Here is a 25934-nt window from a genome sequence, read left to right on the forward strand (position 1 = left end):
GTATAAATTGTTGATTTAATTAACCACTGTTCCAGTCATATGATCATTATCAATACCTGTTAATTTTACATTTACTATCTCGCCTATTGTTTGCCTAGTAGCAATATAAGTAGGAATAAAATTTTCACTGTGTCCAAATTGTTCTTTTTCTACTAACACTTTAACTATCTTGCCTATTTGTTGTTGAAAAAATAGTTGTAGTTGTTTTTTTCCTTCATTACGCAATAATTGAGCTCTTTTTTTTCTGATATGTTTTTGCACTTGTGGCATTTTACTAGCTGGAGTATTTTCTCTTTCTGAATAAGGAAAAACATGTAAATATTGAATTCCAGTTTCTGAAATCAAGTTTAAGCTATTGTTAAACATAATTTCAGTTTCAGTAGGAAAGCCAGCTATCATATCAGCTCCAAATGATGCATCTGGAAGAATTTTGCGCATTTTGTTGCAAAATTCTATTATTTGTTCTCTAGTGTGACGTCTTTTCATACGTTTTAATATCATATTATCACCTGCTTGCAAACTAATATGAAAGTGTGGCATTAAACGTGGTTCATCAGTCATCAATTTAAATAATTCTTGATCTATTTCAGCTATATCTATTGAAGATAATCTCAATCTTGGTAAAGCTGGTACTAGCATTAAAACACGTTTAATCATTTGAGCTAAAGTAGGAGATCCTGGTAAGTCAGCTCCATAAGAAGTTAAATCTACTCCTGTAAAAACTATTTCCTTGTACCCTTGATTGATAAGAAGCTGAATCTGCTGAGTTATTACACCAATTGGTACAGATCTACTATTACCTCGAACATATGGTATTATGCAAAACGTACAGCGATGGTTACATCCATTTTGGACCTGTATAAATGCTCTTGTTTTACCATCAAAATTGCTAATCATATGAGTAGCAGTTTCTTGAATTGACATAATATCATTTACTTGAATTTTATTTTCATCAAATTGATAAAATTCAGGATACAGTTTTTCCTCATTGCCAAGTATCTTATTCACTTGTGGCATTTGATTAAAGAGATCAGGGTTGTTCTGAGCAGCGCAGCCAGTAACAATAATCTTAATGTTAGGATTTTCTCTTTTTGCTTTTCTAATAGCTTGCTTAGCCTGCCTTTCAGCTTCTTGTGTTACAGTACAAGTATTAAATACTATAACGTTATCAAGATTAGCAATTTTAAGATTCTGTTTAATAATCTCACTTTCATATGCATTTAAGCGGCAACCAAATGTTATTACCTTATTAGTGTAAGTACTAGTACTTATTTTATCTTCATTCATTTGAATTGTTATAATTATAGGAGTATTAAGTAGCTTTATTTAATACTACTTTACTAAGATTAGCAAACTATATTACTATATAATATAGTTGATAGTTTTTAACGCCAGATTAGGATAAGTGGAAAGATGAAATGTAGAGAATAAGAGGTATACAAAGAGAGAATGTTAAGTTATAAAAAAAATTTAAATAAACAGTGAATAACCCAACATAAAAAAATGTATTATAACAGTATACTATTTAATAGACAATTTTTGCAAGATATATCAAGAGTGGGAGAGAAAGAGATTAATACCAAGTAGTAATCAAAGGAACAGAGATGGGAAGTTGCCCTTAGTGAGTTATTAACAATAGCGATATATTTTTATGTATCTCCATGCAAGGATTGTAAAAATTACTATCTATATTACTTGAGTCATAAGTATAAAAGATACTTTTGTTTACCAAGTTATAGTAGAATAATACAACTGTGGCCTAGAATGTTACTACCGCTAGATTAATGCATTATCTGAGAGGAGAAGAGACTGGTATATATTACATCGATTCTACAAAGTTAGCAATTTGTCATAATAAACGCACCTCCAGCAATAGAGTTTTTAACAGAATTTCTAAAATTGCTAAGAGTAGTTATGGCTGGTTCTTATGCTTTAAGCTACATATTATAATCAATAATAAAGGCGAAATAATGTCAGTTAAAATTACTAAAGGCAATAAAAACGACCTTATCTGTAGCTTTAGTTTTTTCTAAAGGCTTATCTGGTAAATTGTTTGGTGATAAAGCTACATATCTAAAGAGTTATTTCATCAACTGTTGTCCAATGCTCTACGTTTATTTACTAATCTTCGTAAAGATATGAAAACATATTTATTGCACATAGAAGATAAGCGCTTATTAAATAAACGTTCCTTAATTGAACCTGTCTTTAATGTACTAAAAAAACATATGCATTTAGAGCATACTAGACACCGTTCTCCTCTTAATTTCTTTGTTCATATAATTGCTTCTCTTGCTAGTTATTCTATCTCTAAACTTAATCCCCATCTTATCTCTTCTTCTTCTCCTGACTCCTTATCCTAAATTAACGTTATTAACAAATTACAAAGTTGTTCAGTTAGTATAGTATGATCACTCACCTCTTTAGCAAAATTTTCGTTTTGTTTTTGAGTAGGCAATGAACCATTTAGTAATAAATAACATACCTCTTAAAAAAACTGCAACTAGTAGCTAAGTCTCTAATATCATATCTACGATGCATTAATATACCTTGGTTATCATCTATATAAGTTATTGATGATTTGCATGAAGCAGTTATATAAAACGAGGATCATAAGTACAACAATTACTCTCAGTATATAATTTGGTGATATCTATTATTCATACCCATAGTAGATTTTTTAATGGGAAGTAAAATTATTTGATTTCCAACCTTAAGTTCAGCATAATTTTTATCTGTCATTATCTTCAATTTTAAATAATATTATAAATCTACAAATCAAAAAAACGCTGTTCAGTTAAAGTGCTACTTATTCTCTGTAGGATCTGTTTGCACATTATTTGCTTGAGCACAAGAGCAAGTTGCTGCAACAGGATTTTTAACTTGCATTCTGACTAACTTTAACTCTTTCTCAAGTTCATCTATTTTATTTTGAAGATTACTACAATCTACATTCATATTACTAGCTTTTATTTCTTTTACTTGTAATACTTGAGCTGTTTGATTTTTGTCTAATAATCTAGTAGGAATAATTCTGTTTGGCAGTATTTTAGAAACTTTAGATGGCTTAGAAGAATAACAGGCTGCTTTTCCTAATTTTGTTTTTCTCATTGTTCCTAACTGTTGCTGTTCCATTTCCAGCATTTGCCTATACATTTGCCTATTAATAGCAGCTGCATTTGTTAATTCTTCATCTTCTATATCATTATCATCAATGTTATGTTGACTAACATTTTGTTGAGCTTTACGAATATATTTATAATTGTATATTGGAAAACGCTTTTTCTTGATAAACCCTGTAGCATTAATATTCTTAATATCATTAAAGCTATTAGTTATATTAGCATTCTTACTCTGAGTAGCTCCTGTCAGCATTAATACTAAAACTGCAATAAAAAAAATAAACCTTACCATAATTTACTCAATAAAATTATTTACACAATTGCAATATTATGTAAATATAATATATATTCTTCTAAAAAAACTAGATATGAATTTATCAATTCTGTCTAGAAAAATGTGAGAGTAGTAGAAAGAAAAAATTAAGTAAACAATTTTTTGATGAATTAATGTATTCTCACTATTTTATTACCTTAATTATTTATTTAATTTATCAAAGCTAAATTTAACTAGCAACTATAGCAACTAGTTTTTAGGTTTTACATTAAATACACTTACATAGAATAGTACTATACTAAAGAAAATATACTAATTAATAAGCACTAAATAATGAATAATATATTTGTAAGCATACTGCCTATATTCATTATCACAATGCTTGGTATTATTATTAAGAGAACTTGGATTAGCTCAGAAGAGTTTTGGCGTGGATTAGAAAAATTATCTTATTTTTTATTGTTTCCATTAGTATTATTCAATCATACATCTGCAATAGAAACTAGTTCGCATGATTTGCTTAGATTAATTCTTCTATTAATGTTATCTATTGGTATAGTCTCTATTATGTTGATAATATATAGAAGAAGAACTCAAAGTTGTAAGATGGTTTTTACATCTCTATTTCAGGGATCAATTAGGTTTAATAATTATATCTTTCTTGCATTAAGCAATGGTCTTTTTGGAAGCAAGAAGATGGCTATTGTAGCAATTGTTTCAGTTTATATGGTTATCTATACCAATGTGCTTTCAGTATTAATTTTTAGCATCTATACCAATAATCCTGACAATAACATTAAACCAAATTTTTCCAGTGCAATAAAAAATTTTGTGGCTAATCCACTAATTATTGCAAGTTTAATAGGATTAACTTTTAATTATTTTAATATAGTACTCAATGTTGGTATTAAAAACACTATTGATATATTATCAAATTCCGCGCTTGCAATTGGAGTAATGAGTGTTGGAGCTAGACTGCAATTTAATCTTAATACTAAACACATACATCAAATTCTTATAGCAGTGCTTACGAAGTTGATTATTTTACCTTTAATTACCATAATACTCTTTTTTATTGCTGGTATTACAGGTGATTTAAGAGTAGTTGGAATATTATTTAGTTGTTTACCACCAGCTAGCACATCATACTTACTTTCTCGACAACTACATGGAGATCCTGACTCCATGGCAACAATCATTACTTTTACTACAATATTTTCCTTATTGTCTTTATCAATTATTATGTATATCTTTGCTTAAAATTAATCGGATAATCTTTATGACTAATAACTTATCTAAAAATGATTCATTAATCTCAAAGTTAAGTCTTGAATATCATAAAAAAGATAACATGCCAGGTAAAATAGCTATGGTAACTACCAAACCACTTGCAACTCAACACGACTTAGCGCTAGCTTATTCCCCTGGTGTATCTGCTCCATGTCTAAAGATTTTTGATAATATTAATGCAATTTATGACTACACCTCTAGAGGTAACACAGTTGCAGTAATTTCAAATGGCACAGCAGTTCTAGGGCTAGGCAATTTAGGAGCTGCTGCTGCTAAACCTGTTATGGAAGGTAAGGCAGCATTATTTAAAAAATTTGCTGATATTGATGCTATAGATCTTGAGGTAGATACTGAAGATCCTTATGAAATTATTAAGATTATTCAATATCTTAAATATAATTGGGGTGGTATTAATTTAGAAGATATTAAGGCTCCTGAATGCTTTATTATAGAAAATAAGCTACAAGAACTTGTAGATATTCCAGTATTTCATGATGACCAACATGGTACAGCTGTTGCAGTTACAGCAGGAGTTATTAATGCTGCTGATCTTACAGGACGTCAGAATTTAAGAAATTTAAAAGTTATAATTAATGGAGCTGGAGCTGCTGGCATTGCTTGTGCAGAATTATTAAAGTCTATAGGTATAGAAAATATAATATTATGCGATAGCCAGGGCGTAATTTATAAAGGACGAACTAAAGGCATGAATGCATGGAAAGAGGCTCATGCTATCGATACTAAGTATAGAACTCTCAAAGAAGCAATAATTGGTGCTGATTTATTTTTAGGGTTATCAGTTAAAGGCACTTTAACACAAGAAATGTTAGCTACTATGGCTGATAAGCCAATTATCTTTGCCTTAGCTAATCCAGATCCTGAAATTATGCCTGATGAAGTTAAGTTTGTACGTCCAAATGCTATTGTTGCTACAGGAAGATCTGATTTTAGTAACCAAATAAATAATGTAATAGTGTTTCCTTATATTTTTAGAGGGGCATTAGATGCTATGGCAACAACAATAAATAACTCAATGAAAATAGCTGCAGCTAAGGAAATAGCAGCGCTTGCTGCTTGTCCAGTGCCAGAGTTAGTTACTAAAGCTCATTTAGGTCGAAAAATGGAATATGGCTTCGATTACATTCTTCCTTCACCATTTGACCCAAGGCTACTTTATACTATTCCACCATTAGTAGCTAGTGCAGCAGTAAAAACTGGAGTAGCTAGAAAAAATATTGATCTTCAAAAGTATAAAAATTATCTTTTTGATAAAGCTGCATTTGCTGAGTAAATAGTTATATAAGTAGCTATAATAACGTAGATAATAGTAAAGAAGGTGGCAATTTTTTTTGTACACATCTAAACTTTGCAAATTCTTAAAGCTATTTAATCTTAAGTTGCTTAGAACTTAGTCGTAAAGTTAGCAAAACAACGACATGCATTAACTCAAGCTTGATATAAAACATGCTAAAACATAGGAAAAACAAGGATTATAGGACTTTTATGCTTATGTATAGTCATTTACAATGAGGTTTGAGTATAGAAAAAAGCGATAAAAATTAATAGAATCATTGGTTATAAAGTTATTTTTTTGATACCTTATTCTCCAGATTTAAATCTATAGTCATTTACAATGAGGTTTGAGCATAAAAAAAGCAACAATAGCATCATAGATTTACCAACAGGATATTTTATACGCAAACTTCATTGTAAATGACTATATCATTTTTTGCCACAACTATTTCTTACTAAAGTCTTCTATGTGGAGTAGAAGAAAGTTATATGAGAATACAGGATTATATAATGATTACCAAATTTGATACTGGAATTTTATTTTGATATATTCTTGCCTGATTTTTTTTTATCTTTATGAATTACTAATATAGCAAATCTTATGCAGCAAAAAATTACTCTCCAACAAAAAAAAGGCTAAGCTAATTATGGATGAGGTTAACCTCAAAATTAAAGAACGTAAAATGCGTACTCAACGTCTTATTGAAATTGGTGGATTAGTTGCTAAGGCTAAGCTTGATCACTTACCAACAAATACTTTATTTGGTGCGATTATTTCACTAAAAGAAACTCTAACACAACATCCAAATGTTCAAGATCATTGAACTACAATTGGTAAAGATATTTTTGATAAAGAACAGCAAAATAAAGCTGCTGTGATTTTAAAATTTTCCTCTGAACTATAGTCATTTACAATGAAGTTTGCGTATAAAATATCCTGTTAGTAAATCTTATGATGCTATTGTCGCTTTTTTTATGCTCAAACCTCATTGTAAATGACTATAGACAAAGATACCAAGTGCTACATTCGTCTTCATGGCTTAAAATGGAATAGCTTTCGACAAGAATGGGCAGTTATGTTAAGGACATTGAGGCCTTAAAGAATGACCTTCTCAACGTCAATTTAGGATAAGGAGTCAGGAGAAGAAGAAGAGATAAGATTGGGATTAAGTTTAGAGATAGAATAACTAGCAAGAGAAGCAATTATATGAATAAAGAAATTAAGAGGAGAACGGTGTCTAGTATGCTCTAAATGCATATGTTTTTTTAGTACATTAAAGACAGACTCAATTAAAGAACGTTTATTTAATAACCGATTATCTTGTATGTCCAATAAATATGTTTTCATATCTTTACGAAGATTAGTAAATAAACGTAGACCATTGGAGAAGAGTTAATGAAGTAATAATTTAGATATGTAAGCTTTATCACCAAACAATTTACCAGATAAGACTTTAGAAATAACTAGACCTCTTTCGAAACTGGTTAAGGTAGTTCAAAATTATTGCTGATAAATATCGAAATGGACGTAAAAGATTCGGTCTTAGTTTTAATTTGATCTCTGGCATTTATAATTTTAAACTACCTTAACCAGTTTCGAAAGAGGTCTATTATAATTTTTAATAACATTGTTTAATATTCCTTCTAAATAAAGTCTTTCTTTCTTTGCTTCTACAAATGATTCAGTTCTTCCTGTCAACAGTTTATATGCAGTCTTAATATACATTAATACTTCGCTATAACAGTTTAAGTGTTTGCTTAATATTGATTTTTTATTTTCTGTTATTTCGGACTGAAAATTTCTAACTTCTTCTGGCTCACTTTTGAGCTGTTTGAACACATCTATTATATTTAGGTTTAGTGTTTTAAGTTGATGTGTAAGTTTTAAAAGCTCTTTATCACCAGCTGCTAGATGTCTTAGTAACAGTTTTGACTGTATATTTTTATTAAATATACTTTTATTTTTCTGTTGACCTTCGTTTCCAAGAGACATAAAATTCCCCTACTGTTTTTGTTTGAAAAATGGTTTCTGAAGATTAAAATAAAAAGCGTCATACCTTATTTCATTTAATCTTCAGCTTAGTATCATTAAAGTTTTGAAACCTAGATAATATAAGGTATAGAGTAGCATTATAATTTTTATCAGTCTATTAAAATCTTTTAATTTTCAGGCTAAATTTTTGCATAATAATTTAATGTTGATGTAAAATTATTACATTCCCTACTTATTGTTATAATAAATCTTATTCAAAAATGATGCATAAAAAGCCTTGTAAGCGTTATTTTTACTAGCGTTATGAGCTATTTTCTGGTATAATCTCAATAGAGATTCAACTAACAGAAATTAATTAAACTTCCTGTGTCAATAGCTGTTGCTAATAAGTCTAAACCTTTCCTTCATTGGATTGGTAGTAAACGAAGAATTGTTAATAAATTAATAGAACATCTTCCTCAAGGTTCACACTATAATTATTATGAACCATTCCTTGGTGGAGGTGCTTTATTTTTTCAAGTTAGGCATCTTTTTAAACAATGTTTTTTGTCTGACATCAATCTTGATTTAATTACTAGCTATAATGCTGTTAAAAATAATCCTAATGAGGTCAATAGATTACTGAGTTTATATCACAAACATCATTCAAAGGATTATTATTATAAAGTTAAAAACAAATATAGTAATAATCCGAATGAGATTACCGCAAAATTTATATATCTTAATAAATACTCTTTTAGGGGAATTTATAGAGTCTACAAAAATGGACAATCTGCTCAAACATTTTCTGGTGAATGCTACATTAAACTCCACATTGCATCTAGAATAAACCAATGCAGCAACCTTCTATATGGTGTATCAATTTATGCTACAGATTTTTCATTTATAGAGCCTCAACAAAATGACTTTGTTTATTTCGATCCTCCTTATCATAAATCTGGAGAACGATTCTATACTAGACTTCCATTTGGTGAAAAAGATCAAATTAGATTACTGGATTTTGTCCAAAAATTAACCAGCAAAGGTGTTAAGGTTATGATCTCAAATAATAATACTCCTTTTATTAGAGACTTATACAAAGATTTTAATATCAATATCGTTACAGTCGTATACTCAATCAATGAACAACGCAATCCTGTTAATGAGCTAATAATTACTAACTATAAAACTTATTAGTTATTAAATGTGAACCCGCCATTCAGCACGTATATGAATAGGAAGTGGTCTATAGTTAGCCGTTGTGCTGCATTCAATATCTAAATATGTATCTCTTGATAAGTTTATTGTTGTACCAACTCCCAAGTTTATATGAGTATTACTAGAAGACTTGTGAGCTGATATTAGTCCACCTGTAACAAACATTGAGGCTTTGTTACCTTCAATTATATTGTAATAATAATTAACTCGAGTATAACTATTTATACAGTTATCATAATACAAAAATCCTAATCTTAAATCTATTCTATGATGCCTAGCTACTCTATAACCAATGCCTGTTTCTAATGTAATGCCATGGTCAATAGCAACACCAGGTGAAAATTTTATATATAATGGTGAAGAATCAACACTATCTTCAGAAGCATTAAAGTTTACATTATTATTTGCTGTACATATTGATGGTGAAAATAATACAACAGCTGCTAACATAACAGCATAACACGGTTGCAAAAGTGATTTCAAAACATTCATAGCAGTATCTATTTAATTAGAATATTTTTTATGAAGTTTAATATTAATTATATTCTGAGTCAATTTTCTTTATTAGTATTAACATATTGGTTGAAAATTAATACCATGGGACTGATTGTTCCGTTAGAAAGTTGAATACATCTGCATTACCGCTTTTAGCAGCATAATCTATAGGATTCATGCCGCGTTATCATCTTTTGCATCAATATCTGCTCCATAATCAATCAAAAGCTGTATAACATCTATGATTTCATTACGAACAGCAATATGTAGTAGTGTTTCTCCTTCATCATATTTTTTATTAATACTAGTAGAATTATGTTTTAGCATAATTGCTAAAGGTTCTATACATCTGCATTCAACAGCATCAGATAAAGGTGTATTACCTTGATTATTCTCGATATTTACATCAGCGTTATATTTTAGCAGTAATGCTATATGATCATTGCAATATGTAGGATATTTTTCGAAAAATTCATAATATACTTGAATTCTGTCAACGACAAAATGTAAAAGCAGTGTGCCCATCATTATCTTGTGCGTTTACGTTAGCTCCATTGTTCAGCAAAATCTCAGCAATAGGTAGATTCTTATATTTTAAAGCAACAGATAAAGCTGTAGTACCATCTTTATATTTTGAATTGACAAGTGTACTATCCTTATTAATAAGCTGCTTCACTTTTTCAATATCACCATCTTGAATAGCGCTATGTAAGGTATATTTAGCCTTAGATTTGAATATCATATATTAGACTTCTTTCGAAACTATACAATGATGTAAAATGGTGTTATAAAAATCTGATTTGAAGTAATAATGAAATTAGATCAGATTAAAGAGTTAAAGGATGAAAAATTTCGTCGATTAACAGTAGTAAGGAAGGGAACATTCTCAAAGATGGTGGATATTTTGAGGAAAGCTGATGGTGTTAAGAAATCAAAAGGAGGGCGTAAAAATAAGCTCAATTTGGAGGAACAGTTATTGATGGTCTTAGAATACCTTAGAGAATACCGTACTTATTTTCATATAGGTCAGAACTATGGGATTAGTGAAAGTTCAGCATATAAAGCTGTAAAATGGGTAGAAGACACCTTAGTTAAACACCCAAACTTTGCTCTTCCAGGTCGTAAAGCTCTAATGAATAGCGATATGAATTATGAAGTAGTCTTGATTGATGCTACTGAGAGTCCAATAGAAAGACCCAAAAAAAACAAAAATTCTATTATTCAGGAAAGAAGAAAAGGCATACACTAAAGACTCAAATAGTGGTAGACAAGAAAACACGCCAAGTAATATGTACAGATTTTTCTAACGGTAAAAAACATGACTTTAGATTATTTAAGGAATCCAAAATTCTTATCCACCCTAAGATTAAAGCGATTACTGATACAGGATATCAAGGTATACAAAAAATTCACAATAATTCTGCATTACCAAAGAAAAAAAGCAAAAAAAATCCTTTAACTAAAAATGATAAAAAGAATAATCGTAGGTTAGCAGGAGAAAGAGTTGTCAATGAAAACGTTATTGCTATGCTAAAACGGTTCAAAATTATTGCTGACAAATATCGAAATAGACGTAAAAGATTCGGTCTTAGATTTAATTTGATCTCTGGCATTTATAATTTTGAACTACCTTAACCAGTTTCGAAAGAGGTCTAATGAATCGAAATCAAAGTTTTTATATAAGATCAAGTGCGATAAGAATAGTATTTTCATAGGCTATAGTTATCAAATACAGCAAATACTACATCAGTTAATAGATAATGCTAATCGCTTTAATAAAAACAGCAAAAATAAAGAAGTAGTAATTACAGTAGAATTATTACCTCCTACAATTTCAGAAAATACAGAAAGAATACTACAATTTACTGTTCATGATAATGGACAAGGCATATCAAAAGAAACTCTACAACAAATCAATAATGATTTTAGAGATATAAGTCAGAATAGTGAAGCATTAAGATTAAGCTTAACGTTTGTTAAGCTGATGCTTCAAGAAATACGAGGGGAAATTACTATGAAAAGTGAAGAAAAAAAGTATACGGAAGCCATATTTCATATACCAGTCAGCTTAGCTAATTGTTAGCTAAGCTTGCTATTTTAAATTTCTAAAAAACAAAGTTAATAAACTTAACCGTAGGAGAATAATGTGGAAAATAACAATATTAGACCTCTTTCGAAACTGGTTAAGGTAGTTCAAAATTATAAATGCCAGAGATCAAATTAAATCTAAGACCGAATCTTTTACGTCTATTTCGATATTTGTCAGCAATAATTTTGAACCGTTTTAGCATAGCAATAACGTTTTCATTGACAACTCTTTTTCCTGCTAACCTACGATTATTCTTTTTATCATTTTTAGTTAAAGGATTTTTCTTGCTTTTTTTCTTTGGTAATGCAGAATTATTGCGAATTTTTTGTATACCTTGATATCCTGTATCAGTAATCGCTTTAATCTTAGGATGGATAAGAATTTTGGATTCCTTAAATAATCTAAAGTCATGTTTTTTACCGTTAGAAAAATCTGTACATATTACTTGGTGCGTTTTCTTGTCTACCACTATTTGAGTTTTTAGTGTATGCTTTTTCTTCTTTCCTGAATAATAGAATTTTTATTTTTTTTTAGGTCCTTCTATAGGACTCTCAGTAGCACCAATCAAGACTACTTCATAATTCATATCGCTATTCATTAGAGCTTTACGACCTGGAAGAGCAAAGTTTGGGTGTTTAACTAAGGTGTCTTCTACCCATTTTACAGCTTTATATGCTGAACTTTCACTAATCCCATAGTTCTGACCTATATGAAAATAAGTACGGTATTCTCTAAGGTATTCTAAGGCCATCAATAACTGTTCCTCCAAATTGAGCTTATTTTTACGCCCTCCTTTTGATTTCTTAACACCATCAGCTTTCCTCAAAATATCCACCATCTTTGAGAATGTTCCCTTCCTTACTACTGTTAATCGACGAAATTTTTCATCCTTTAACTCTTTAATCTGATCTAATTTCATTATTACTTCAAATCAGATCTTTATAACACCATTTTACATCATTGTATAGTTTCGAAAGAAGTCTAATGAAGTTTGCGTATAAAATATCCTGTTAGTAAATCTTATGATGCTATTGTCGCTTTTTTTATGCTCAAACCTCATTGTAAATAACTATAGTTTATAATTCTAGAATAATAAAACATTCTTAGCTTATGAACATCTGATTCTCTGTGCCTTGATTCTAAAAATTAATCAGTTATGATGCGGAGATTGCTTTTTTTAATTTTTTTTGTAAGTTCATTTGCTAACTGGTATGCGTATACATTATCAGAATCATATTTGATAGCCAGGCTACAACTTTCAATTGCTTCTTGATGTCGCCCCAATTCATTCAAAGCAATTCCTTTATTATAGTAAGCCTCTGGAAAATCTGGTTGATACTTAATAGCCAAATCAAAATTCTCTATTACCTCTTGATATTGTTCTAGTATACATAAAGCAGATCCTTTATTATTGTAAGAGCCTGCGTAATTTGTGCTGTATCGAATAGCTTGATCATAATTGTTAATTGCTTCTAGTAGCTTTCCAAGATTTTTCAAAGCATTTCCTTTAGCATGATAAGCTTCTATCAAATCTGGTTTATACTTAATAGCTACATCATAATTTTTTATTGCTTCTTGATATTGCCCTAGTTCGTATAAAGAAGTTCCTTTACCAATATAATAGTCTGCATCATTTGGATTGTATTGAATAGCTGTATCATAATTCTTTATTGCCTCTTGATATTGTCCTAGTTCGTATAAAGAAATTCCTTTAGCATAATAAGTTTCTGAAAAATCAGGTTTATATCAAATAGTAGTATCAAAAGTTTCTATTGCTTTTTGATGTTGCCATAATGCCTTTAAAGCCATTCCTTTATTAATATAAGCTTCTATACAATCTGGATTACACTTAATAGCTATATCAAAATTCTTTATTGCTTTTTGATATTTTCTTAACTGAAAAAATGAATTCCCTTTATTAAAATATTTGTCTGCTAGCATATCTTTACCCTAAATTGAATACTGTTATATGAGCAGATTATTTTGATGCAATAGATGTAACTGTATTAATAATACTGTCATATATTTCATATGATTTATAAAAATTCCCCTTTAAATTTTTGATTAGCTATGATAATTGCTAAATCAAATGTGCTGTTATCAAATTTTCTTTTTTACAGCCTTATTTTTAACACTATCAGAAATTTCATCAAAATTCTTTATTTTTTTTTATTATTACCATCAGTTATGTTACTCTGGAATTCTTACTCTATATTTTCTATCAGTAGTGATATTGCTAGCTGCGCATATAGTTTGAACTATTATCTAAGACACAAGCTCAAGTTTATACTGAACATTAAGAAGGCCATTCTTTAAGGCCTCAATGTCCTTAACATTGCTGCACCATTCTTGACGAAAGCTATTCCATTTTAAGCCATGAAGGCGAATGTAGCGCTTAGTGTTTTCATCTGGTTCAGAGGAAAATTTTAAAATCACAGCAGCTTTATTTTGCTGTTCCTTATCAAAAATATTTTTACCGATTGTAGTCCAATGATTCTGAACATTTGGATGTTGTGTTAAAGTTTCTTTTAGTGAAACAATTGCACCAAATAAAGTGTTTGTCTGTAAGTGATCAAGCTTAGCCTTAGCGACTAGTCCACCCATTTCGATAAGACGTCGAGTACGCATTTTACGTTCTTTGATTTTGAGGTTAACCTCATCCATGATTAGCTTAGCTTTTTTTGTTGGAGAGTAATTTTTTGCTGCATAAGATTTGCCATGTTAGTAATTCAGAAAGATAAAAAAATCAGGCAAGAATATATCAAAATAAAATTCCAGTAAAGAAAAAAACCGCACCTGCCAAACCAACATCAAATAATTATAGTCAAAAAAACGTGAATTCAGGTTAGAAGCTTCATTAAAGAATAAGCTTATACGCAATATGTAAACTTGAAAGTTTACTGCTAAAAAATGGGTGCCAATTAGCCGATTGAGTGTTAAAAAAAGCAGTTTGTACTGGCAAAATCAAAAAACTCATGCTAACCTGAAACTCAGGTGAGGATTGGAGTTGAAATGGCAATACAGTTTGCAAGGATTGAATTTTTAAGTAGAATCAAAGGAGGAGATAGTTGTCGTAAGGCAGCGTATAATGCAAGAACTATTGTTAAAAACGAGAAGACAAATGTAAGTTATAACTTCTCTTGTAAAAAAGATAACGTATATCATACAGTGCTGATACCAGCTTATGTAAATCAAAAATTCAAGAATGTCCAAACAATTAATGAATGAGGTTGAACAAACAGAAAAACGAAGAAACAGTCAGCTATTGAAGGATATCGTAATAGCACTGCCAGACGATAAGGAATTGAATTTAGAGCATAGAATAGAAATAACTCATCAAATAGTTGATGCAATGGGGGAATGGGTGCAAAATGGTCTTGGAGTACAGATAGACATTCATAAGCCTCATAGAGGAGATAAAAACTGGCATGCGCACATATTGGTTACTACAAGAAGATTTAGAGAAGATGGAACTGGTTTAGGTGATAAAGCAGTAAATTTAAACCCAAAATGCATAACATTAAGTAATGGCAAAAAGTTTGTTATTCGAGATTCCGAGATGATTCATGAAAAAGTGAAGGAAATAATTAATGCATATTTTGCTAAATTAGGCTTAACAAATAGAGTTGATAAGATAAGTGCAGTACCGCAAGAGCATATTGGCCCTACTAGAATTAGGGGTTTAATTAATGAAGTTGCAAATGAAAATGAGTTACGTAAAGAGGCTAATTTAAAAATTATTAAGGATGTTGATGTAATAACGGATGCTATAACACATTACAAATCTATTTTTACTAAGCAGGATATTGAAAAAGCAGTAAAAGATATACCAGACCTAACAGAAAGGGGAATGTTAGTTCAGCAAGTGTTCAGTTCAAATAGAATACTAGAGTTATATCATGATGATGGTGAAAGTAGCAAATATTTTACTACAACTGATGTTAGAGACGAGGAAGTAAGAATAATAAGAATAGCTAATAAAATCAATAATCAAGTTTATTACAACGATATTTACAATCTTAAAAGTGATATAGAAGGTCTAGCAAATGTTAGTGAAGAACAGAAACAAGCTCTAAGGCATATTTTGCTTAGCACTAGTGGAGTTAGAGTACTAAGAGGAAGAGCTGGAACAGGTAAATCCACTGTTTTAGCAAAAGCATATAAAATTGCAACAAATCGTGGACAAAATGTTATTGGACTTGCTCCTACTCATAAAGCGGTATCAGAGCTGAGGAGCAAAGGTTATAAGGAAGTCTATACAGTAAAAGGATTTTTGTATAATCGAAAAAAAAAATTTTTATGCAAAATAGGTTAATAGTAGTAGATGAAGCTGGAATGGTTGCTACTAGAGAATATGCAGAGCTGTTTAGAGTAGTTAGAAACAATAATTGTCAACTGATACTTGCTGGAGATGAAAAGCAGTTAGCTTCAATAGAAAGAGGCGGAATGTTTGAGATGCTGAGTAATATTTTCAGTTCACATATTTTAGTGAATATTCGAAGACAAAGTGAAAACTGGAGTAGAGAAGCAGCAACAAAGTTTGCTGAGAGTAATATTTTAAGCGGTATAACATTACTGAGACAAAATAAATGTATTAAGTTTGATAATACGTTGCAGGACTCAATGAGTAAGTTAAGATACAACTGGAGTCTAAGCAAGTTTAAGCTACATGAAAAATTGGTAATTACAGTACGTAATAAAGAGGTAGACATTCTTAATTCAAGTATTAGATCTTTGTTAAAAGCTAATGGCACGCTACAAGGCACAGAATATAGGCGTTCAATAGCTGGAAGGAAAGAGTCCTACATGGCTGGAGATCGAATTGTATTTCAAAAAAGCGATAAGGATTTACAAATACAAAATAGTGAATTTGCAACTTTAACTTCGGTTAATAAAAATGAATTTGTAGCTAAGACAGATGCAGGACAAGATGTGAGTTTTGACCCAAGCAAAATACAATTTAAACATGGTTATGCAAGTACTGTTTATAAGGCCCAGGGAGCTTCTATAAAAGATGTATACGTTTTACATAATGGAGTAAGTAATATAAGCAGCTCATACGTAGCTATGACAAGGCATATAGAGAAATTACAGCTATATTGCAATAAGGAAGCAACTAGAAGCATTAACAGCTTAATAAATCAGCTTAGCAGACCAAATGATAAATCAGCTAGCATAACTCTGAAAACTGCTCATGATTTGGAGAAAGCACGGACAAAGACAACTGTTTTTAGTAAAATCGAAAACTGGTTTAAGTCTATAATCAATGATATCAATGATAGATCTCATGTGAATGAAGAATATTATCACTTTACTGCTAAACCAGAGCAAGAAGCTAAAGTAGAAAGAGTCCAGCAAGAGAATTGCATAAAGCAATGTACCACCAAAGATATTTCTACTCCATTGTTTATGCAAATCAAAGAACAAAGACAGTACAATTATGATGTAACCATTTTGTCTGCAGAAGGAAAAACGATATCAAGTTTTCAGGAAGCTGGCATTGATAGCAGAATGGTATATAGCTCAAATGTTAATAATTTGAAGTACTATCAACCATTTCAAGGAGAAAAGATTCTTATAGCTGCAAATAATGATAAACAGAATAAAGAATATGTAAGCACTATAAACGATGCTGCAAAAGTACTGAAAAGTAAAGGAGCAATCACTAGCATCGTAGTTCCTTCAGAAGGTGAAGATTTTAACGAAATGCTAAAAAATAAAGGAGCCACAGCTGTTAAGGAGCTTGTGATACCTGAAATCATGAAATTAGTTAATAATCAGAACGTAAAAACAGACCCTGAACAAATTGTAAAAACTGATATATCTCCAAAAATTGGAGTTAGACGGTAGTACTGAAGATAGAAATTACACACATGCCTACGTAAAAATAGTAAATAAACAAATAAAGCTCTAATTTAGTGTCAAATAGTTGAGAAATTTAGACTCCAAAGATTATTATTGAAAAATCTAATCTTACTATGTATTATTAAACTAACTTAGATTTGTAGTGATTAAGTATAGTATACATAATAATTGATGCAACTATAATAAAACTAATATACTCTTCTGTCGCACTATGGCAATAATACTGACCATGGCGTCTTAATCTTGTGTTTAATCTTATAATTGCATCAATTATTGTGTATATCTACGTCTTATTTTTATATCGCAGCTTTAACCAATAAATACTTAATCTAGAATTATACCGTCAGTATATCTTAATACTCCAATTATTGCTACTTCTTTTATTAACTATTCAAGTTAAAGTAATAGATATAAAACATCTCACAGTATAATCTATGTAATTCGCATTATGCCACGCTAAGAGAATACTGAAAGCATTTGAACTTTTGCAAGCTCTACATTTAACAGGAAAACTATCTCAATAATCACTTAGCAATAAAATTATAATTCAAACGGTAAAAATAGCAAATGTTTATACCGCAAAACAATTTAGTGACGCGAAGGTGAGGTTTTATATGACTGACAAAATCAATGATTCAAATAATTTCAATAACATTCATAATTCAAAAACAGAGATAGAAAATTCTAAGGCTAACAGCTGGAACCACAACGTGGCTGTAAAGTTGATAAATGGTGATATTGCTGATGGTATAGTGCTGCTTAGTGATCATAATAGCTTAAAGGCTAATAACACTCTGAAAGAATCAATAAACCAATTAATCAATGATTGGAAAAATAGTAAAGTTGAGCCGCATGACCGCTTGATAATTGCTGGTCATAAGGAAGCTGAAAATATTAATCAACACATCAGAAATTATATGAAGGAAAATGGTGATCTAAAAGGCCCAGAATACAGCATTTTAATTTCAGGAGCTGAATCAAAAAAATATGCTAACTACATGGCTGGAGACAGAATTATTTTTCAAACAAACGATAAGGATTTACAAATACAAAACAGTGAATTTGCAACTCTAGTATCAATTGATGAAAATAAGTTTGTAGCTAAGACAGATACAGGAAACGAGGTAAGCTTTGATTTGAATAAAATAAGCTTTAAACATGGATATGCTACGACAATTTGTAACCCACAAACGGCTTTCAAAAAAGATGTATATGTTCTTCATAATAATGGTGTAGGCATAGAAAGTTCTAACATAAGCATGATAGGGAATGCAGAGCAAGTACGGCTGTACTACAACGTGCAAGCTACGAAAAAATGTTGCTAATCTAATAGAGCAGCTTAGCACAGCTAAGACAGAGTCTATGAATTCAAAAGATGAGAATAATAATGTTCAAGCAAATGAAGTAAGGCAATATCAATCTGCTCAAAACTATAGACAAAACGATTATTATTCAAATAGCCAGGAAGAACTACAAAAATTGAGGGATGCAATAGCTTATAGAGCTGACACTATAGCTCGTGATGTTCTTGGAGATCCAAATAAGCGCCTATCTAGACATGGAAGAATACGTTGGGGAGACACTGGCAAAATACAAGTAACCACCGAGGGCAAATACGCTGGAAAATGGTATGACTTTAGTACAGGACAAAAGGGTGATTTATTATCCCTGGTTCAAAGAGAAAAAGGATACAGCTTTTTTGAGGCAAAGGAATATTTGAAAACTATAGTTGGAATGTCTAATATTAGCCAACGGTATCATAGACAGCTTAGGACTGACGATTCTCAACAATATACTCAACAACCTGAAAGTGTTAAAATCGCAAAAGTTCAAAACTTGTATGAACTATCAAGCAGAATACATGGTTATGATATAGATAAGAATCCACATGCAGAAGTAGTAAACAAGTATCTTGAAAATCGTGGTATTACTTTTGACAAAAGCACTGCAAGTTCAGACTTAAAAGCAAGTATACTGTTTGATACTGAAACGAGAGAAAATTATCCAGCATTTACAGCATTTGCAAGAAATTCAAAAGGAGAAATTACCGGAGTACAGGCTGTATATTTAAATTTGGCAGGAGATAAGGCGAATATTTCAATTAACAGAAGATCTTTCGGTAAAATCAGTGGATCGTTCATAACAATAGCAAAACGAAATGCGAATGACCCTAATATAACAATTATAGCAGAAGGCGCCGAAACAGCATTGAGCTTGCAGCAATCAGGCATTAAAGGTAATATCATTGCTAGTGCAGGAATTTCGAATTTGACAAATTATTCACCATTTCCTGGTGAAAAAATCATCATTGCAGCAGATAATGATAGCAAAAATTCTATAACTAATAATACTGTAATTAAAGCTGCAAAAACGTTAGAAATGAAGGGAGCGATAACTTGTATAGTCAAACCACCAGAAAATGGTGATTTTAATAATCTTCTGCAAACTTGTGGAGACCAGTCAATTAGAGACATTATAGAACCTGAAATTACTAAACTGACTAAGGCAGTTGAAACAACCAAACTTACTCAAACAGAAAATAATAGTATAGCAAAACAAAATGATATTACGAATGTTGCAGTTCATTAAGCATATTAGTTTTACCAGTACCTGTTGTTCCAGTAATAAGAATGTGTAACCTTTCACTATTCTTTACTAATGGCAAGCCTCTAAAACAGATTTTTGAGGCCTTTTTAGCGTTTTTTAGTATTTTAGATAGGCATTGGGATACTCTACAAAATCAGCGCCTCTAATTTTGGCCTTAATAATCGTTTTTTTACCTTGAGCCTTAAAGAAAACAATTGAGATTATTACACCAATAGCAAAAACAATTAATCCTTCTAACAATGCTGAATTGATTAAGAATTCCCATAATTGCTGTATTTTAAATCCATGTTGACCTGTATAAAATTCATGTAGAAAGTCCTGAGCATTGAGGTGTATCCATTTTTTAAACCTTAAACTATAAAATACGATTCCTATTTGATCGATATCATAAAAATGTTCACCAATTGTTAGCTTAAGCTGTACATATCGCTCAATCGCAAAATAATACAAACTGCTCAGAAAAACTTTTTGATATAATCGACATATAATCCAGAATATCGATAATCCTAACCCAATTGTAAAAACATTGGCACTACCTTGCCCAAACATTCTTAACTTATGAGCAAATAACTGCGATCCCCTTGTGAAATTGCCTTGATTCTGAAAATTCATCAAGAGTATTTTTTCAAAATCTGTAGTTTTTGCTCATACTCTTTTACTCCAGTAAAATTCTCTAATTCTGTTAACTTTTTAAACATTGCTTCGTATTCTGCAATGATATTAGGATTATATTTAATAGCTAAGTTAAAATTCTCCTTAGCTTTTGAGTACTGTCCTAAACTTACTAATGAAATTCCTTTTTCAAGATAGTTTTCAGCAAAATTAGGTTTGTACTTAATAGCGATAGCAATGTCAAAATTTTCTATCGCTTTTTGGTGTTTACCTAATTTCTCAAAAATCATTCCTCTACGGTAGTAAGCCTCTGCACAATTTGGATTGTATTTAATTGCTAGATTGCAGCTTTCTATTGCTTCAGAATACCTTTTTAACATACTTAGCACATAACCTTTATTACAGTATGCTGTTGCATCATTAGGATCGTATTTAATAGCTAAATCAAAATGTTCTATTGCTTTCTGAAATTGTCCTAAAAATGCTAAAGTTAATCCTTTATTATGATATGCTTCTGAATAATTTGGTCTGTATCTAATAGCTGTATCATAGTTTTCAATAGCTTCTTGAATGTAGCCTAAATACATTAACGCTATACCTTTGTTATAATAAGCTTCTGGATTATCTGATCTGTACTTAATAGCAATATCAAAATTTTCCAGCGCATCTTCATACTTTCCTAATATAGCCAAAGAAACTCTCCTTTATTATTATAAGCTTCTGCAAAATGAGGTTTATACTTAATTGCAAGATTACAAAGTGTTATAGCCTCTTTATCTTTTTCTAACTTCCCATAAGATGCTCCTTTGTTATTATAAGCTTCTGCAAAATCAGGTTTGTTCTTAATAGCTAAATTATAATTTTCTATAGCTTCTTTCTGCTCTGATTTTTCTTGATATAGCTTTCTATGTAAGCTATTAGCAGGCTCATTAGCATTAATCAGTTGGTAATCAAGTAGAGTAGCTAGTTGCCACATAGTAGCAAACTTATGAGCCTTCTCCATGATTTGCTTCTGCAATCTTTGAGCTGTAATCACATTTTCGAGCGTTGGATTATCCAGCGCTATACGCTAAGCTCGATTAAATCGCTCCTTTAATTCCTCGATTCTCTGGTCATGAGGCCTACTCATCAACTTAGAATTAGCAGCAGAGTCATCAAGCTCATGACCATGTTTATCATTGTACCATAAAAATCTTGTTGGTGAAGCATCAACAGTGGATAAATGACTAATTAATATCATAAACATTAATAATCTGCTCATTTAGACTAAGTTTGTTGCATACGATGAACTTTATCTTTGATTCCTGCAATAATGTCTTTGTTCATGCTGTTTTGAGCCTTAGTGAGTATATCTCCAAATAGTTCATCCATATTGATTTTAGTGAAATCAACTTTTTGTAACTCTTCAACAGTAAGGCCTCTACACTTTGGACATTCAGGTGTACCGAAGTCTATTTTTAGCTGCTTTCTTGCTTCTTCCTGAAAAATTCTTGCAAGTTTTGACTGAAAGCAGCAATAAGTAGACTTTCTAGCTAGGCAAATACCCAATATCGGAATTCTTGAAGAACAATAGGTTCCAATGTAATAGCAGTAACCTTTTTTTCTATATAGAGCTAATTCTTGTTCCTTAGATTTGCATTGCGATAAGCCTATATCACGCCCCCAGCCAGTCATTGAAGAGCAGCAATTCAAAAAACTAAATACATCTTTTTTGCATTTTCGATGTTTACCTGAAAATACAGAAACGGGATTTGTTTTAATGTCCTTGCTCATCTGATTTAGCATTGCTAGATGAGCTACTTTAGCTATATCTCTATTTGGTATAATAGTTGGAGTGTTGCAATTACCTCCTAAACAAAAAATTGAGTTATTACGCAATGATGAGTGTAGCATTGTTTGCTTCTCAGTTGAACAGCTATAATCGTGCTGCCATAGTAAACAAATATTTGCTACTGATTTTTGGCAAGTGCTGTTTTTAATTCACAATTTTGAATTTTAAGGTGTTTGCAACCATCTTTTGGATCGCTAGTACATGAAAAAACAATCTTTTGTTTCCAATATGAACGATTGACTCTAAACTTGTCAAAAAATACTCTATCACCACTCTCATAGTTGAGTCTATTCGCCTCATAGCATTCATTACTTTCTATTAATTGTTCAAGTTCAGGCTTTACAACTTGCCAATATTCTGCTACTTCCCTTAGTTCTTGAGTCTTATCTCTGTAGTCATAGCGAAGTATACATATTTTACCTCTTTTTGATATAATATAAACTTTGTTCCAATATGCTCTATAGATACGCCAAGCCTATCAGCAACAGCACTCCTCATTCGTCTTGCAGCCATTTGGCTATCACCTGCTAACTTGTATATTTTTTCATTATTTTTATCTACGTCATGGAAATCTGCACGACCATTAAGCCAATTACTATGATTCTCTACTATTTCTTCTGTTGCAAATTCCATTTGCCGGTTTTGCCAAGAAAGCCATACATTCTCTAATCTGCACTCAACATTTAATTCTCGAATAAGTTCAATGTTAAAATTACTACCTTCATTACAACTTTGAATAATTTCAGTATTAGTTTTACTTGTCTGAGTTACGAAGTTACTGCTATCAAGGGCACTTAAAGGATCAGATTCAATTCTCATTGAATTAGCTATCATATAATTTTGATCGTTGATATTATGTTGAGTTAAGGCATTGTTTTTACTGTTTTCAGCTTGAAATAACATTGCCCCACTTTCTGTACCAAGCTGATTACGGCCATGGTAGGTTAAATCCTCATCATTGTTAGGATAATTGACATTACTACCTTGATGAAATAATTCTTGTGTATTTGAAGAATTTCCAAGATTTACATTATAGTTGCTAGCTTCATTATAACTGCTTTGCATTGAAGCTAAACAACAGCTAATATTGAGCACTATCAAAAAGTTAATATAGATAATAATCTCATTGAGTATTCTCATTCATAATTTCTAATGCTATTGCTAAAGGAATATGGCCAGTTAATTTCTTGGTTAATCCTCTTTTTTCATCATCTATTACTATCACAGGAACAACATCAATTTTATATTGTTCAAACAAGCTAGGATCTATATCGAAGCTAATACCAAGCTCCATAGTTTTATTCTTTGTTTGTGTAAATGAGTTATTAATTAACCCACGCATAATCAATTGAGCTCCAGCCTTTTGAGATTCAGCAAAATAGCTTTTTAAAGCCTCATCACTCATTGAAAATGAGACAAAAATAAAAGTTTTTTGCTGGCCCAAAAAAAAGCATTAGCATTATTAACAAATAATAAAACCATCAACATCATTACTCGTATAACCATATTCCTCTCTAACCCTTATCAAAGCAAACAACAATCTCTTTTTCGCCAAATCAAGTAACCAAAATCTTCACCATTAACTGGAAATTCTCTTCCAGCCTGCCATGTAGCTTCTGTTTGGCCTATGCTCTTGCAGGATCTGGTTTCTGGAATCGGATAAGTCATTTGTAGTCGATACTGACTTTTCTTCATAATAGGCATGGGATACTTGCCACATAAGCCTTTATAACCATAATATCCCCATAACATCAGTTGCCTATGCATTCTAGCCATAAACTTACTTACCATTAATACAGATGTTCCAACTCCACCATTATGCGCCGCAGCTGTTCCAGTAAAAGGGTAAAGCATTCCTTGACATTCAGCACACCAAAAAGCATAATCACTTGCTAATAAACCAGCGCCACAACTCATGCAATCAGCTATACATGCTTGATAAGCAGCTACATTTTGAAACAACAGCGTTTCTGGATTTAAAATCGCAGATTTAGCGTCATCACTCCATAATGGATCAAACTCTGTTAAATATGCTATATCGACTGCAGCCATTTCCAGACAAATAAAATCAAGCAAAATTTCCAGCCAATAAATCACAGGATAGACATACCAATGAATGTGATAAAAAGCACTTCCTTCAGCCTCATCTTTCATGCCTTTTTGAGTAGCACTTCCAAATGACAAACCTCCAAGACTTACCATACACATTGGCGACTTTGTAACATCTACAAGGCGTACTGGCTCCCAAAATCCTACCGGAATATACCAGGTACAGGTATTGGAATCCCTGGCTTAGGACAAAGACATATAAGTCTACCAGAAGCATTAGTATCAGGCATTGAAGTGTTTGTAAAGTACAGAGATATAGTAATTTAACCTATATTATCACATAAATCATTTTTAAGTTGCAATATCACTCATTTTTGGTTTTTTAGGTGAAGTGTTAACAACAGCTACACCTTGAACTGCTTTAGATCGCTTACAGTATAGAACACAACGCCTTTTTGATTTAATTTTTGATGTTTCAACTTTCTCAACATTATCAGGGTCAAAAACTCCTTGAGCAGCCATTTTCTTTATTTCATATAAAGACTTACATTTTTGCCCTTTAGGAATTTTACAATCAAAATTACTTTCGAAAAAGAAGCTTGTTAGGCTCATACAGCCCAATAGCAATAATAAAAACTTCATTATAAATGCTCCTCTAACTTTTGTGATTGGTCGAATTTATTATGCAAATTAACTTTTTCATTGTTAGTTGATTGTGAATAAGTTAAATTATGTGGCTTCTTCTTGTGCTCACGTAAGTCAAAACCTTTTTTAAATACAACATCGATGACTCTACCTGACGCAATAAGAACGACTGGGCTCATAGAATCAGCTTGTTTTATAGCAAAATCAGCTAGCTTATCAAAAGCATTACTAGCTCCAGAGTAAGCTCCAGACTGAAGCGCATCTCCAATCTGAAACTCTTGTTGTTGATGACCTCCAGCTACTAGGTTTAAAGTTGGTAGCATATCAGGTTTAATAGCCTTAGCTTGTAGAAACTTAGCAATATTGCTAAATACTCCATTTAATGCAGCCATGCTTGCTATGTTAGACGATTTATCTACCACGATTCCTTTAATTCCAGAACGTCCATCTTCACCTATCAACCAGCCTTCCGCCTTGTTTTCAATAATATCTCCATAATGAAATTTTACTTTGAAGCAGTTTTAATATGCTTGATGCTGAGCTTAACAAGCTTTAAAGTAAAAACTAGCATT

The 25934-nt window shown here is 31.2% G+C and carries 23 protein-coding genes and 13 pseudogenes; 15 read left to right on the top strand and 21 right to left on the bottom strand.

What is annotated here, in order from left to right:
• Positions 1–15: 15 nt before the first annotated feature.
• Positions 16–1287, bottom strand: a complete 1272-nt coding sequence (gene mtaB / locus OTBS_RS06115; protein ID WP_011944852.1) for a tRNA (N(6)-L-threonylcarbamoyladenosine(37)-C(2))-methylthiotransferase MtaB — start codon at positions 1285–1287, stop codon at positions 16–18.
• Between the two features lie 497 nt (positions 1288–1784).
• Between mtaB and OTBS_RS16625 the strand changes: the two are divergent.
• Both OTBS_RS16625 and OTBS_RS16630 read left to right on the top strand, forming a co-directional pair.
• Positions 1785–2198: pseudogene (locus OTBS_RS16625) on the top strand (transposase); the annotation flags it as partial.
• Positions 2196–2363 (top strand): hypothetical protein, encoded by a 168-nt coding sequence (locus tag OTBS_RS16630; protein ID WP_232489052.1) that lies wholly within the window; start codon positions 2196–2198, stop codon positions 2361–2363. The pseudogene OTBS_RS16625 and the gene OTBS_RS16630, both read left to right, overlap by 3 nt.
• Here OTBS_RS16630 and OTBS_RS18410 read toward each other — a convergent pair.
• Together OTBS_RS18410 and OTBS_RS06125 are read right to left on the bottom strand one after the other, a co-directional pair.
• A complete protein-coding gene (locus OTBS_RS18410) occupies positions 2360–2458 on the bottom strand; it encodes a hypothetical protein (protein WP_157866395.1) in 99 nt (32 codons plus the stop codon). The genes OTBS_RS16630 and OTBS_RS18410 overlap by 4 nt on opposite strands.
• A 347-nt stretch (positions 2459–2805) precedes the next feature.
• Positions 2806–3414 (bottom strand): hypothetical protein, encoded by a 609-nt coding sequence (locus OTBS_RS06125; RefSeq protein ID WP_011944853.1) that lies wholly within the window; start codon positions 3412–3414, stop codon positions 2806–2808.
• A 315-nt stretch (positions 3415–3729) separates the two neighbouring features.
• On the opposite strand from OTBS_RS06125, the gene OTBS_RS06130 reads away from it, so the two are divergent.
• The 4 genes and pseudogenes from OTBS_RS06130 to OTBS_RS16635 form a co-directional block, all read left to right on the top strand.
• A complete protein-coding gene (locus OTBS_RS06130; protein WP_011944854.1) occupies positions 3730–4656 on the top strand; it encodes an AEC family transporter in 927 nt (308 codons plus the stop codon).
• A gap of 19 nt (positions 4657–4675) precedes the next feature.
• Positions 4676–5977: a malic enzyme-like NAD(P)-binding protein gene (locus OTBS_RS06135; protein ID WP_050897544.1), complete on the top strand. Its 1302-nt coding sequence runs from the start codon at positions 4676–4678 to the stop codon at positions 5975–5977.
• Between the two features lie 591 nt (positions 5978–6568).
• Positions 6569–6880, top strand: a pseudogene (locus tag OTBS_RS12505) (conjugal transfer protein TraD); the annotation flags it as partial.
• A gap of 103 nt (positions 6881–6983) precedes the next feature.
• Positions 6984–7111, top strand: a pseudogene (locus tag OTBS_RS16635) (conjugal transfer protein TraD); the annotation flags it as partial.
• On the opposite strand, the pseudogene OTBS_RS12510 reads toward OTBS_RS16635, so the two are convergent.
• Positions 7103–7444: pseudogene (locus OTBS_RS12510) on the bottom strand (transposase); the annotation flags it as partial. The pseudogenes OTBS_RS16635 and OTBS_RS12510 overlap by 9 nt on opposite strands.
• A 29-nt stretch (positions 7445–7473) precedes the next feature.
• On the opposite strand from OTBS_RS12510, the pseudogene OTBS_RS14315 reads away from it, so the two are divergent.
• Positions 7474–7569, top strand: a pseudogene (locus OTBS_RS14315) (IS5/IS1182 family transposase); the annotation flags it as partial.
• On the opposite strand, the gene OTBS_RS16640 reads toward OTBS_RS14315, so the two are convergent.
• Entirely contained in the window at positions 7556–7972 is a 417-nt protein-coding gene (locus tag OTBS_RS16640) for a hypothetical protein (protein ID WP_011944856.1), read from the bottom strand. The pseudogene OTBS_RS14315 and the gene OTBS_RS16640 sit on opposite strands and share 14 nt — an antisense overlap.
• A 366-nt stretch (positions 7973–8338) precedes the next feature.
• Here OTBS_RS16640 and OTBS_RS06150 point away from each other — a divergent pair, with 366 nt between their 5' ends.
• Complete coding sequence (locus OTBS_RS06150; protein ID WP_011944857.1) at positions 8339–9148, top strand: DNA adenine methylase; 810 nt, start codon at positions 8339–8341, stop codon at positions 9146–9148.
• 3 nt (positions 9149–9151) lie between these two features.
• Here OTBS_RS06150 and OTBS_RS06155 read toward each other — a convergent pair whose 3' ends face one another.
• The gene (locus OTBS_RS06155; protein WP_011944858.1) at positions 9152–9661 is read right to left on the bottom strand and encodes a membrane protein; all 510 of its coding nucleotides are present in this window, start codon (positions 9659–9661) and stop codon (positions 9152–9154) included.
• A 97-nt stretch (positions 9662–9758) separates the two neighbouring features.
• A pseudogene (locus tag OTBS_RS16645) lies at positions 9759–10406 on the bottom strand (ankyrin repeat domain-containing protein).
• Between the two features lie 69 nt (positions 10407–10475).
• Here OTBS_RS16645 and OTBS_RS12515 point away from each other — a divergent pair.
• Both OTBS_RS12515 and OTBS_RS06180 read left to right on the top strand, forming a co-directional pair.
• A protein-coding gene (locus OTBS_RS12515; RefSeq protein WP_157866397.1) for an IS5-like element ISOt6 family transposase occupies positions 10476–11299 on the top strand; the annotation gives its coding sequence in 2 pieces (ribosomal slippage) (positions 10476–10863 and positions 10863–11299; 825 coding nt in all).
• The gene (locus OTBS_RS06180; protein WP_011944859.1) at positions 11286–11747 is read left to right on the top strand and encodes a sensor histidine kinase; all 462 of its coding nucleotides are present in this window, start codon (positions 11286–11288) and stop codon (positions 11745–11747) included. The genes OTBS_RS12515 and OTBS_RS06180 overlap by 14 nt, the downstream gene beginning before the upstream one ends.
• A 100-nt stretch (positions 11748–11847) precedes the next feature.
• On the opposite strand, the pseudogene OTBS_RS12520 reads toward OTBS_RS06180, so the two are convergent.
• From OTBS_RS12520 to OTBS_RS06200, 4 genes and pseudogenes are all read right to left on the bottom strand, one after another.
• Positions 11848–12672, bottom strand: a pseudogene (locus OTBS_RS12520) (IS5 family transposase).
• A 227-nt stretch (positions 12673–12899) separates the two neighbouring features.
• Positions 12900–13481, bottom strand: a pseudogene (locus OTBS_RS17630) (tetratricopeptide repeat protein); the annotation flags it as partial.
• An 18-nt stretch (positions 13482–13499) separates the two neighbouring features.
• On the bottom strand, positions 13500–13694 hold the full coding sequence (locus OTBS_RS15450) for a tetratricopeptide repeat protein (RefSeq protein ID WP_050897486.1): 195 nt from the start codon (positions 13692–13694) through the stop codon (positions 13500–13502).
• 324 nt (positions 13695–14018) lie between these two features.
• A pseudogene (locus OTBS_RS06200) lies at positions 14019–14473 on the bottom strand (conjugal transfer protein TraD).
• Positions 14474–14747: 274 nt separating this feature from the next.
• On the opposite strand from OTBS_RS06200, the gene OTBS_RS14920 reads away from it, so the two are divergent.
• The 5 genes from OTBS_RS14920 (at position 14748) to OTBS_RS16660 (ending at position 20207) form a co-directional block, all read left to right on the top strand.
• On the top strand, positions 14748–14981 hold the full coding sequence (locus OTBS_RS14920; RefSeq protein WP_162097307.1) for a hypothetical protein: 234 nt from the start codon (positions 14748–14750) through the stop codon (positions 14979–14981).
• Positions 14959–16068 (top strand): MobA/MobL family protein, encoded by a 1110-nt coding sequence (locus OTBS_RS17635; protein ID WP_269763918.1) that lies wholly within the window; start codon positions 14959–14961, stop codon positions 16066–16068. The genes OTBS_RS14920 and OTBS_RS17635 overlap by 23 nt, the downstream gene beginning before the upstream one ends.
• Entirely contained in the window at positions 16053–17603 is a 1551-nt protein-coding gene (locus OTBS_RS17640; RefSeq protein WP_050897545.1) for an AAA family ATPase, read from the top strand. Before OTBS_RS17635 ends, OTBS_RS17640 begins: the two co-directional genes overlap by 16 nt.
• A 629-nt stretch (positions 17604–18232) precedes the next feature.
• Complete coding sequence (locus OTBS_RS14325) at positions 18233–18943, top strand: hypothetical protein (protein ID WP_041621174.1); 711 nt, start codon at positions 18233–18235, stop codon at positions 18941–18943.
• Entirely contained in the window at positions 18888–20207 is a 1320-nt protein-coding gene (locus OTBS_RS16660; RefSeq protein ID WP_041621273.1) for a toprim domain-containing protein, read from the top strand. Before OTBS_RS14325 ends, OTBS_RS16660 begins: the two co-directional genes overlap by 56 nt.
• Here the strand turns inward: OTBS_RS16660 and OTBS_RS14335 are convergent.
• From OTBS_RS14335 to OTBS_RS06255, 10 genes and pseudogenes are all read right to left on the bottom strand, one after another.
• Complete coding sequence (locus OTBS_RS14335; RefSeq protein WP_157866333.1) at positions 20185–20283, bottom strand: type IV secretion system DNA-binding domain-containing protein; 99 nt, start codon at positions 20281–20283, stop codon at positions 20185–20187. The two genes, OTBS_RS16660 and OTBS_RS14335, sit on opposite strands and share 23 nt — an antisense overlap.
• A gap of 38 nt (positions 20284–20321) precedes the next feature.
• Positions 20322–20837 carry a TraD N-terminal domain-containing protein gene (locus OTBS_RS14340; RefSeq protein ID WP_232488891.1) on the bottom strand — a complete coding sequence of 172 codons (516 nt, stop codon included), beginning with the start codon at positions 20835–20837 and terminating at the stop codon, positions 20322–20324.
• The gene (locus OTBS_RS06225; RefSeq protein WP_232488953.1) at positions 20837–21529 is read right to left on the bottom strand and encodes a tetratricopeptide repeat protein; all 693 of its coding nucleotides are present in this window, start codon (positions 21527–21529) and stop codon (positions 20837–20839) included. The genes OTBS_RS14340 and OTBS_RS06225 overlap by 1 nt, the downstream gene beginning before the upstream one ends.
• A pseudogene (locus OTBS_RS18415) lies at positions 21517–21618 on the bottom strand (hypothetical protein); the annotation flags it as partial. The gene OTBS_RS06225 and the pseudogene OTBS_RS18415, both read right to left, overlap by 13 nt.
• A gap of 48 nt (positions 21619–21666) precedes the next feature.
• A pseudogene (gene traF / locus OTBS_RS16670) lies at positions 21667–22098 on the bottom strand (conjugal transfer protein TraF); the annotation flags it as partial.
• 5 nt (positions 22099–22103) lie between these two features.
• Positions 22104–23795 (bottom strand): annotated as a pseudogene (gene traN, locus OTBS_RS18420) (conjugal transfer protein TraN).
• Entirely contained in the window at positions 23792–24112 is a 321-nt protein-coding gene (gene trbC, locus OTBS_RS06240) for a type-F conjugative transfer system pilin assembly protein TrbC (protein ID WP_011944350.1), read from the bottom strand. Before trbC ends, traN begins: the two are co-directional and overlap by 4 nt.
• A gap of 80 nt (positions 24113–24192) precedes the next feature.
• Positions 24193–25016, bottom strand: a pseudogene (locus OTBS_RS06245) (TraU family protein); the annotation flags it as partial.
• A gap of 52 nt (positions 25017–25068) precedes the next feature.
• On the bottom strand, positions 25069–25359 hold the full coding sequence (locus OTBS_RS06250; protein WP_011944249.1) for a hypothetical protein: 291 nt from the start codon (positions 25357–25359) through the stop codon (positions 25069–25071).
• Positions 25359–25823, bottom strand: coding sequence for a TrbI/VirB10 family protein (locus tag OTBS_RS06255; protein ID WP_011944248.1), 465 nt, complete (start codon positions 25821–25823; stop codon positions 25359–25361). The genes OTBS_RS06250 and OTBS_RS06255 overlap by 1 nt, the downstream gene beginning before the upstream one ends.
• Positions 25824–25934 lie beyond the last annotated feature (111 nt).

Source organism: Orientia tsutsugamushi str. Boryong, assembly GCF_000063545.1.
Lineage (GTDB): Bacteria > Pseudomonadota > Alphaproteobacteria > Rickettsiales > Rickettsiaceae > Orientia > Orientia tsutsugamushi_C.